This is a genomic window from Tianweitania sp., assembly GCF_032053605.1.
Lineage (GTDB): Bacteria > Pseudomonadota > Alphaproteobacteria > Rhizobiales > Rhizobiaceae > Tianweitania.
This window is the reverse complement of sequence record NZ_DAMBUH010000077.1, coordinates 1-7,681: the sequence shown is the minus strand read 5'-3', so window position 1 is coordinate 7,681 and position 7,681 is coordinate 1. Positions and strand designations below refer to the sequence as shown.

The following is a 7,681-nucleotide window of genomic DNA, read 5'->3' as shown; positions in this document are numbered from 1 at the left end:
GACGCATGGCGCGGGCGATCCGTCGCTGGTTGGTCCCGAGCCGGAAAGCGGTGCGCTTGAGGATCAGGGTCTCGGCTGGAAAAGCAAGTACGAAACTGGCCACGGCACCCACGCCATCACCGCCGGTGTCGAAGTCACCTGGACGCAGGAGCCCACCAAGTGGACCAACCTGTACTTCAAGAACCTGTTCGAGAACGAATGGGAACTGACCACGAGCCCGGCCGGTGCCAAGCAGTGGGTGGCCAAGAACGCTGAGCCATCGATCCCGGATGCTTTCGACCCCTCGAAGAAGCATCTGCCGACCATGCTGACCTCGGATCTAGCTTTGCGCGTTGACCCGACCTACGAGAAGATCTCGCGTCGCTTCTACGAGAACCCGGACCAGTTCGCCGACGCCTTTGCCCGCGCCTGGTTCAAGCTGACCCACCGCGACATGGGTCCGCGCGTGCGTTACCTCGGACCCTGGGTGCCGCAGGAAGAGCTGATCTGGCAGGACGTCGTTCCCGTCAACGACCAGCCTCTGGCCGACAGCGATGTAGCAGCCTTGAAGGAGAAGATCCTGGCGTCCGGCCTTTCGGTCGCGCAGCTCGTTTCCACCGCCTGGGCTTCGGCTTCGACCTTCCGTCGCTCCGACAAGCGCGGCGGCGCCAATGGTGCACGCGTTCGCCTGGAGCCGCAGAAGGATTGGGAAGCCAACGAGCCCGCAAAGCTGCAGGCCGTTCTGCAGAAGCTCGAGACGATCAAGGCTGAGTTCGGCAAGTCGGTGACGCTCGCCGACCTGATCGTTCTGGCTGGTGCTGCCGGCGTCGAAAAGGCTGCTCGGGATGCCGGTCTCGACATCACGGTGCCGTTTGCACCGGGTCGCGGCGATGCCTCCCAGGAGCAGACCGACGTTCTCTCCTTCGCACCGCTGGAGCCACGCTATGACGGCTTCCGCAACTACACGCATTCCACCAAGCTGAAGTTCCTGAAGCCGGAAGAGGCTTTGGTGGACCGCGCGCAGTTGCTGACCCTCACAGGTCCAGAATTGACCGTTCTGCTCGGCGGGTTGCGCGTGCTCGGCGCCAACTACGGCGACACCAAGCATGGCGTATTTACGGACAAGCCTGGCACGCTGACGAACGACTTCTTCGTCAACCTGCTCGATATGGCGACCGAGTGGCAGGCACCCGATGCCAATGGCGTCTATCAGGGCGTCGACCGCAAGACCAAGGCGCCGAAGTGGACGGCAACCGGCATCGACCTCATCTTCGGCTCGCATTCGCATCTGCGCGCCTATGCCGAAGTCTATGCCACGACCGACTCCAAGGAGAAGTTCGCACGGGATTTCGTCGCAGCTTGGGTCAAGGTCATGAACGCTGACCGCTTCGACATCCAGAAGCCGGATCGCCTCGAGGGCTGAGGCTTTCGTCCATCAAGTTGAAAGGGCTGGGAGCAATCCCGGCCCTTTTCTTTTTCCCACCATCTCGCTAGCAATGTCGCGAACGGGTCAATCCGAACACGGGAAATACCGATATGCGTCTTGGCGGTCGGCTTGCGGCAGCAATTGAAGTCCTGTCCGACATGGAAAAGCGTCACCGCCCTGCGGCCGACGCTTTGAAGGACTGGGGCCTGTCCCATCGTTTCGCCGGGGCCGGCGACCGCGCCGCGATCGGCAACATCGTTTATGACGCGCTGCGTCGCCGTCGTTCCGCCGCCTGGCAGCTCGACGAAGAGAGCCCCCGTGCCGCAGCCTTCGGCGCGCTTCTGCTGGAATGGGGCGAAACGGCAGACAGCCTCGACCGCACGCTCGACGGCGACCGCTTCGCGCCCGAGCCGCTGAGCGAAACGGAAAAATCCGCCATCGCGTCTCGGAAACTTATCGACGCTCCCGATGTCGTCCGTGCCGACATCCCCGACTGGTGCCAGCCGCATCTCGAACGCTCCTTTGGCGAGGATTGGGTCGCCGAGGCCGCAGCTCTTGCCGCGCGTCCGCCGCTTGATCTGCGCGTCAACCGGTTGCAGTCCAACCGCGATCGAGTGCTCGCTGATATCAGCGAAACAGGAGCAACGTCGTCTGCCATTTCGCCGAATGGCATCCGCATTCCACCGATCGAAGGCTCTGGACGCCACCCAAATGTGCAGGTCGAACCCGCCTTTCAGAAGGGCTGGTTCGAAATTCAGGACGAAGGCTCGCAGATCGCCGCCACTTTGGCTTCCGCGAAGCCCGGCATGCAGGTGCTTGATTTCTGCGCCGGTGCCGGCGGAAAAACCCTCGCGCTAGCAGCTGAGATGGAAAACCGCGGCCAGATTTTTGCCTATGATTCCGATAAATCCCGCCTGGCCCCCATCTTTGACCGCCTGAAACGCGCTGAAACCCGCAACGTCCAAGCTGTTACCTCTCTGAATAGCTTGGACAAACTGGAAGGCGAGCTCGACCTCGTTCTGATCGACGCACCTTGCACCGGTTCAGGCACCTGGCGCCGCCGCCCGGACGCCAAATGGCGCCTGAGCACCCGGCAGCTCGATGTCCGCATCGGCGAACAGGCCGCCATCCTCGACAACGCCGCCCGCTTCGTAAAACCCGGCGGCCGCCTGGCTTACGTGACGTGCTCAGTGTTCGCCGAAGAGAACACGGATCAGGTCGAAGCCTTCCTCCAGCGCCATCCAGACTTCGCCTGCGTCGATCAGGAAGCGCTTTGGAATGAACGTCTTGAGACCGGCAAAGCCCGCTTCTCTGCCTCCGGTATCGTCATGACTCCGCTGACCACCGGCACCGACGGCTTCTTCTTCGCCGCGCTCGAACGCCGCGCCTGATCCTATCTGGACGAGGGAAGGGGAGGCGCTACCTTCATCATCATCATGAAGCGCATCCTCTCTCTTGTCCTGTTCTTGCTGCTGGTTGTCGGCGGCGGCTTGTTGATCGGCGCCACCAACCGGCCCGGCGAATGGTATCAAGGGCTGGCCAAGCCACCCTTCAACCCGCCGGATTGGCTCTTCGCGCCGGCCTGGACTATCCTCTACCTCTTTATCGCCTTCGTCGGCTGGCGCGTCTGGCAGGCGCAACCCACCGGCCGCCGTATGCAGCTGTGGTGGGCGCAGCTGGTGCTGAACTTCCTTTGGATGCCGATGTTCTTCGGCTTGCAGCAGATGGCGCTGGCGCTTGTCGTTATCCTCGCGCTGCTGGCCACGATCCTCGCCTTCATTTCCTTGAGCTGGCGTGTTGATCGGCTTTCGGCCTGGCTCTTCGTGCCCTATGCGCTTTGGACCGCTTTCGCGACCTATCTCAACATCTCTCTTATGGTGTTGAATTAGCCGGACCAGTTCTTGGCGTTGCGTCACTGGCCGGCATTTGCCATAGCTGCCCGATGGGGAGCGTGAGGTTTGATGGCAGCTAGCAAGCTCGTTGCAGGGGCAGATTTCGAAGATCGCGTTCGCGAAAGCTTCGCCCGCCAGAAAGTCATGACCACTATCGGCGCCAAGCTGACGAGTGTCACGCCGGGCATTGTCGAGATCGAGATGGACTTTGCCGACCAGCTCACGCAGCAGCATGGCTTCCTGCATGCCGGCGTCATTTCCATCGCCATGGACTCGGCATGCGGTTACGCCGCCTACACGGTGATGCCATCCGATGCCGCTGTGCTGACAATCGAGTTCAAGGTGAACCTGCTCGCGCCGGGCAAAGGCGAACGTTTCCTGTTTCGCGGCGAGGTCACCAAGCCCGGCCGCACCATTATCGTGGCCGATGGTCAAGCCTATGCCTTCGGCGCCGATGGCGAAGCCAAGCTGATTGCTACCATGACAGGCACGATGATGACGGTTGTAGGCCGAGACGGCATTGCGGGCTGAACGCTTCAGGCGCATCGCCGGCCGTCGCGTGCTGTTCGTCATGGCGGCGCAGGCGGAATATGGACCCTTTCTCCAGGCCCGCTTCCAGCCTTTGATGACGGGCATCGGTCCGGTTGAAGCGGCCATTGTCTTGACCGCAACGCTGGCCGAACTGGACCATGACGGCCTGCTGCCCGACCTCATCGTCTCGCTTGGTTCCGCCGGCAGCCGTGTACTCGAGCAGACCAAGGTCTATCAGGCCACCAGCGTGTCCTACCGCGACATGGATGCCTCGCCGCTCGGCTTCCCGCCCGGCGTCACGCCGCTCCTTGATCTGCCGGCCGTTCTGCCGCTGCCCTTCCAAATTCCCAACGTTCCAACGGCCACTTTGTCGACCGGCGCGAACATCGTGTCGGGCGCAGCTTACGACCGGATCGATGCCGACATGGTCGACATGGAAACCTTTGCATTGCTGCGCGCCGCCACGCGCTACAAGATTCCGCTGATCGCCTTGCGCGGGATTTCGGATGGAGCCGCCGAGCTGACCCATGTCGGCGACTGGACAGCTTATCTGCACATCGTCGACGAGAACCTTGCCTACGCGGTGGATCGTCTGGAAGATGGCTTGAATAGTGGGATCATTGCGCTCTGATCTTGCGTAAAGCGCCGTATGTCTCTAGACGCTCGCCATGAGCGAAGAACTTGCCCCCGACACAGTCCTTATCGTTGATTTCGGCAGCCAGGTCACCCAGCTGATTGCGCGGCGCGTCCGCGAAGCCGGCGTGTATTCCGAGATCGTTCCTTTCCAATCCGCCGATGAAGCTTTCGACCGTATCGCGCCGAAGGCCGTGATCCTTTCCGGCGGCCCGGCCTCCACCACGGAGATCGGCAGCCCGCGCGCGCCGCAGAAGATCTTCGACGCCGGCATCCCGGTGCTCGGCATCTGTTACGGCGAGCAGACGATCTGCGCTCAGCTCGGCGGCGGCGTCGAAGCCGGCCATCACCGCGAATTTGGCCGTGCCTTCCTGGAAATCCAGGATGATTGCGCCTTGTTCGAGGGGCTGTGGGCCAAAGGCACCCGCCATCAGGTCTGGATGAGCCATGGCGACCGCGTTACCGCACTGCCGGAAGGCTTCCGCGTTGTCGGCACCTCCACAGGCGCACCCTATGCGGCAATCGCCGATGAAAAGCGCCGCTTCTATGCCGTTCAGTTCCATCCGGAAGTCGTTCATACGCCGGACGGCGCCAAGCTGCTCGGCAACTTCGTTCACCGCATCGCCGGCATCAAGAGCGACTGGACCATGCGCGCTTATCGCGAGCATGCCGTACAGGCCATCCGCGATCAGGTCGGTTCGGGACGGGTCATCTGCGCGCTGTCGGGCGGAGTGGACTCTTCCGTCGCGGCCCTTCTGATCCATGAAGCCGTCGGCGAGCAACTCACCTGCATCCTCGTTGACCACGGCCTGATGCGCAAGAACGAGGCGGCGGACGTCGTCGAGATGTTCCGCGAGCACTACAATCTCCACCTCATCCTGGTGGACGCTGCTGACCGCTTCATCGGCGCGCTGGAAGGCGAGTCTGATCCGGAAAAGAAGCGAAAGACCATCGGCCGGCTTTTCATCGAAGTGTTCGAGGAAGAAGCCGCAAAGCTCGGCGGCGCCGATTTTCTGGCGCAGGGAACGCTATATCCCGACGTGATCGAAAGCGTGTCCTTCACCGGTGGGCCGTCCGTCACCATCAAGTCGCACCATAATGTCGGCGGTCTGCCAGACCGCATGAACATGAAGCTGGTCGAGCCGCTGCGCGAACTCTTCAAGGATGAAGTCCGTGTGCTCGGCAAGGAGCTCGGCCTGCCCGACAGCTTCATCGGCCGCCACCCGTTCCCCGGTCCCGGCCTCGCGATCCGCTGCCCCGGCGGCATCACCCGCGAAAAGCTGGAAATCCTGCGCGAAGCCGACGCGATCTATCTCGACGAAATCCGCAAGGCCGGCCTTTACGACGCAATCTGGCAAGCCTTCGCCGTCCTTCTGCCGGTTCAAACCGTCGGCGTGATGGGCGACGGCCGCACCTACGAGTTCGTCTGCGCGCTCCGCGCCGTGACCTCGGTCGACGGCATGACCGCCGACTTCTACCACTACGACATGGAATTCCTCGGCCGCGCCGCCACCCGCATCATCAACGAAGTCCGCGGCATCAATCGCGTCGTTTATGACGTGACCTCGAAGCCGCCCGGCACGATCGAGTGGGAATGACAGGCGATCTTGATCGCTGACCTGTCCGCACTTTGCGGGGGCACAAAGAAATGGGCGGCCGGGAATGCGATAGCAGCCTGAGCCGCCCGAATTGTTTTCGCTTCGCGGCTGATGCAGGTGAGAACGAAGATGAGCTTCTTGCAGCAACAGGTCACTGAAGCGCTCCGCAGCGTCGACGACCCCGAACTCGGCGTCAACATCGTCGACCTTGGGCTGGTCCGGTCGATCACCATCGATGGCGACGCGGTGACGGTCATCATGATGGTGACGACGCCCACTTGTCCGCTGGGCACCTTCTTGTCGGACAGCGCGCGAACCGCTGTAGAAGGGCGGTTGGGCCCGACATTCGCGGTCACGATCATCCTCGACAAGAAGGCGGTCTGGAGCCCAGATCTCGCCGTTCCCGAGGTCCGTGCGCGCTTCCAGAAACAACCGTCCTTTGTGGCGAGCGCGCTCAAGAAGGGCGTGTCTCGCTTGCTTGCACGGGCATGACACCCGCCGCTTCTCTCCGCGTCGGGCTGATGGGCGGAGCGGTTCTGTCGCTCGTGCTCGGATTGTCCGGCGGCTTTGCGCGGTTCGGCCTTACTCCTGCGCCGGCAACGGCAATCGAGTTTCACGGCGCCCTGATGATCTGCGGCTTCTTCGGAACCTTGGTCAGCCTGGAGCGAGCGGTTGCGAGCGGGCGATCTGCGGCATTTGCCGTGCCCGCTGCGGCCATCCTTGGCGTCCTGTCTCTTCTAATGGATCAGCCCGCATTTGGCGCATCCGCCTTCTTCCTGGCAGGCATCGGCTTGACGACCCTGACGGCCATCGCTGCCTTTCAGCTGCCGACCTTGTTCACCACCATCATGACGCTGGGCGCGGCTTTGTGGGTGGTCGGAAGCGGCTTGTGGCTCGCCGGACAGAGCATCTCCGACATCACCTATATCTGGCTGTGCTTCCTTCTCCTGACCATCGCGTCTGAACGGATCGAGCTGTCACGCCTGATGGAAAGTTCGCCCGGTGCCCGCGTTCTGCTTGGCGGCATCGTTCTCGTGCTCCTCGCAGCACTCGCACTCGGCCAACCCTGGAACGGCAGCCTCCTGTTCAGCCTGGCGATCGCAGCACTCGCCGTCTGGCTGTTCGCGCATGATATCGGCCGGCGGACCATTCGAATCGCAGGTCTTCCACGCTTCTCAGCGGCGTGCCTGCTGTCAGGTTATGGCTGGTTGCTGGTCGCGGCTGCTGTTCTAGCACTATGGCCGCCCGACGTAAGTTCTGCCGGCCATGACGCGGCTGTTCATACCATTGCGCTCGGCTTCGTGCTGTCGATGGTCTTCGCGCATGCGCCGATCATTCTGCCGGCCGTCGCACGTGCGCCGATCCATTATACGCCCGCCCTCTACCTCCCGGCGGCGATGCTTCAACTGGCCGTCGTGTTGCGGGTCGTAGGCGATATCGCCGACAGGCCTGACGTGCTTCCCGTTTCGGCCTGGGTAACGGTCGCGAGCATCCTCATTTATGCGCTTCTCCTCATCAGCACGGCTTGGAAGAAACAACCGTCACGATGACGCTTCGGCTTCCCGGTCGATCAGCGCGCGCTTTCGCTCCAGACCCCAACGATAACCAGACAGGCTGCCGTC

At 62.4% G+C, this 7,681-nt stretch carries 8 protein-coding genes; all 8 read left to right on the top strand.

The window, feature by feature from the left end; all coding sequences use genetic code 11:
• A partial coding sequence (locus RTX98_RS15300) for a peroxidase family protein (RefSeq protein WP_312797694.1) occupies window positions 1–1,402 on the top strand: 1,402 nt, incomplete at its 5' end.
• 113 nt (window positions 1,403–1,515) lie between these two features.
• On the top strand, window positions 1,516–2,796 hold the full coding sequence (locus tag RTX98_RS15295) for an RsmB/NOP family class I SAM-dependent RNA methyltransferase (RefSeq protein ID WP_312797693.1): 1,281 nt from the start codon (window positions 1,516–1,518) through the stop codon (window positions 2,794–2,796).
• 45 nt (window positions 2,797–2,841) lie between these two features.
• Entirely contained in the window at window positions 2,842–3,294 is a 453-nt protein-coding gene (locus RTX98_RS15290) for a TspO/MBR family protein (RefSeq protein ID WP_312797691.1), read from the top strand.
• Between the two features lie 72 nt (window positions 3,295–3,366).
• The gene (locus RTX98_RS15285; protein ID WP_189501025.1) at window positions 3,367–3,828 is read left to right on the top strand and encodes a PaaI family thioesterase; all 462 of its coding nucleotides are present in this window, start codon (window positions 3,367–3,369) and stop codon (window positions 3,826–3,828) included.
• Complete coding sequence (locus RTX98_RS15280; RefSeq protein ID WP_312797690.1) at window positions 3,818–4,459, top strand: 5'-methylthioadenosine/S-adenosylhomocysteine nucleosidase; 642 nt, start codon at window positions 3,818–3,820, stop codon at window positions 4,457–4,459. Before RTX98_RS15285 ends, RTX98_RS15280 begins: the two co-directional genes overlap by 11 nt.
• A gap of 37 nt (window positions 4,460–4,496) precedes the next feature.
• On the top strand, window positions 4,497–6,059 hold the full coding sequence (gene guaA / locus RTX98_RS15275) for a glutamine-hydrolyzing GMP synthase (protein ID WP_312797689.1): 1,563 nt from the start codon (window positions 4,497–4,499) through the stop codon (window positions 6,057–6,059).
• A gap of 129 nt (window positions 6,060–6,188) precedes the next feature.
• Entirely contained in the window at window positions 6,189–6,551 is a 363-nt protein-coding gene (locus RTX98_RS15270; protein WP_312797688.1) for a metal-sulfur cluster assembly factor, read from the top strand.
• Window positions 6,548–7,609 (top strand): hypothetical protein, encoded by a 1,062-nt coding sequence (locus RTX98_RS15265; RefSeq protein WP_312797686.1) that lies wholly within the window; start codon window positions 6,548–6,550, stop codon window positions 7,607–7,609. The genes RTX98_RS15270 and RTX98_RS15265 overlap by 4 nt, the downstream gene beginning before the upstream one ends.
• The last annotated feature ends 72 nt before the right edge of the window (window positions 7,610–7,681 follow it).

What these genes read in the sequence shown, in the direction of transcription:
- RTX98_RS15290 (WP_312797691.1), top strand. Translation starts at nt 2,842, where the DNA reads ATGAAGCGCATCCTCTCTCTTGTCCTGTTCTTGCTGCTGGTTGTCGGC.
- guaA (WP_312797689.1), top strand. Translation starts at nt 4,497, where the DNA reads ATGAGCGAAGAACTTGCCCCCGACACAGTCCTTATCGTTGATTTCGGC.
- RTX98_RS15285 (WP_189501025.1), top strand. Translation starts at nt 3,367, where the DNA reads ATGGCAGCTAGCAAGCTCGTTGCAGGGGCAGATTTCGAAGATCGCGTT.
- RTX98_RS15295 (WP_312797693.1), top strand. Translation starts at nt 1,516, where the DNA reads ATGCGTCTTGGCGGTCGGCTTGCGGCAGCAATTGAAGTCCTGTCCGAC.
- RTX98_RS15270 (WP_312797688.1), top strand. Translation starts at nt 6,189, where the DNA reads ATGAGCTTCTTGCAGCAACAGGTCACTGAAGCGCTCCGCAGCGTCGAC.
- RTX98_RS15265 (WP_312797686.1), top strand. Translation starts at nt 6,548, where the DNA reads ATGACACCCGCCGCTTCTCTCCGCGTCGGGCTGATGGGCGGAGCGGTT.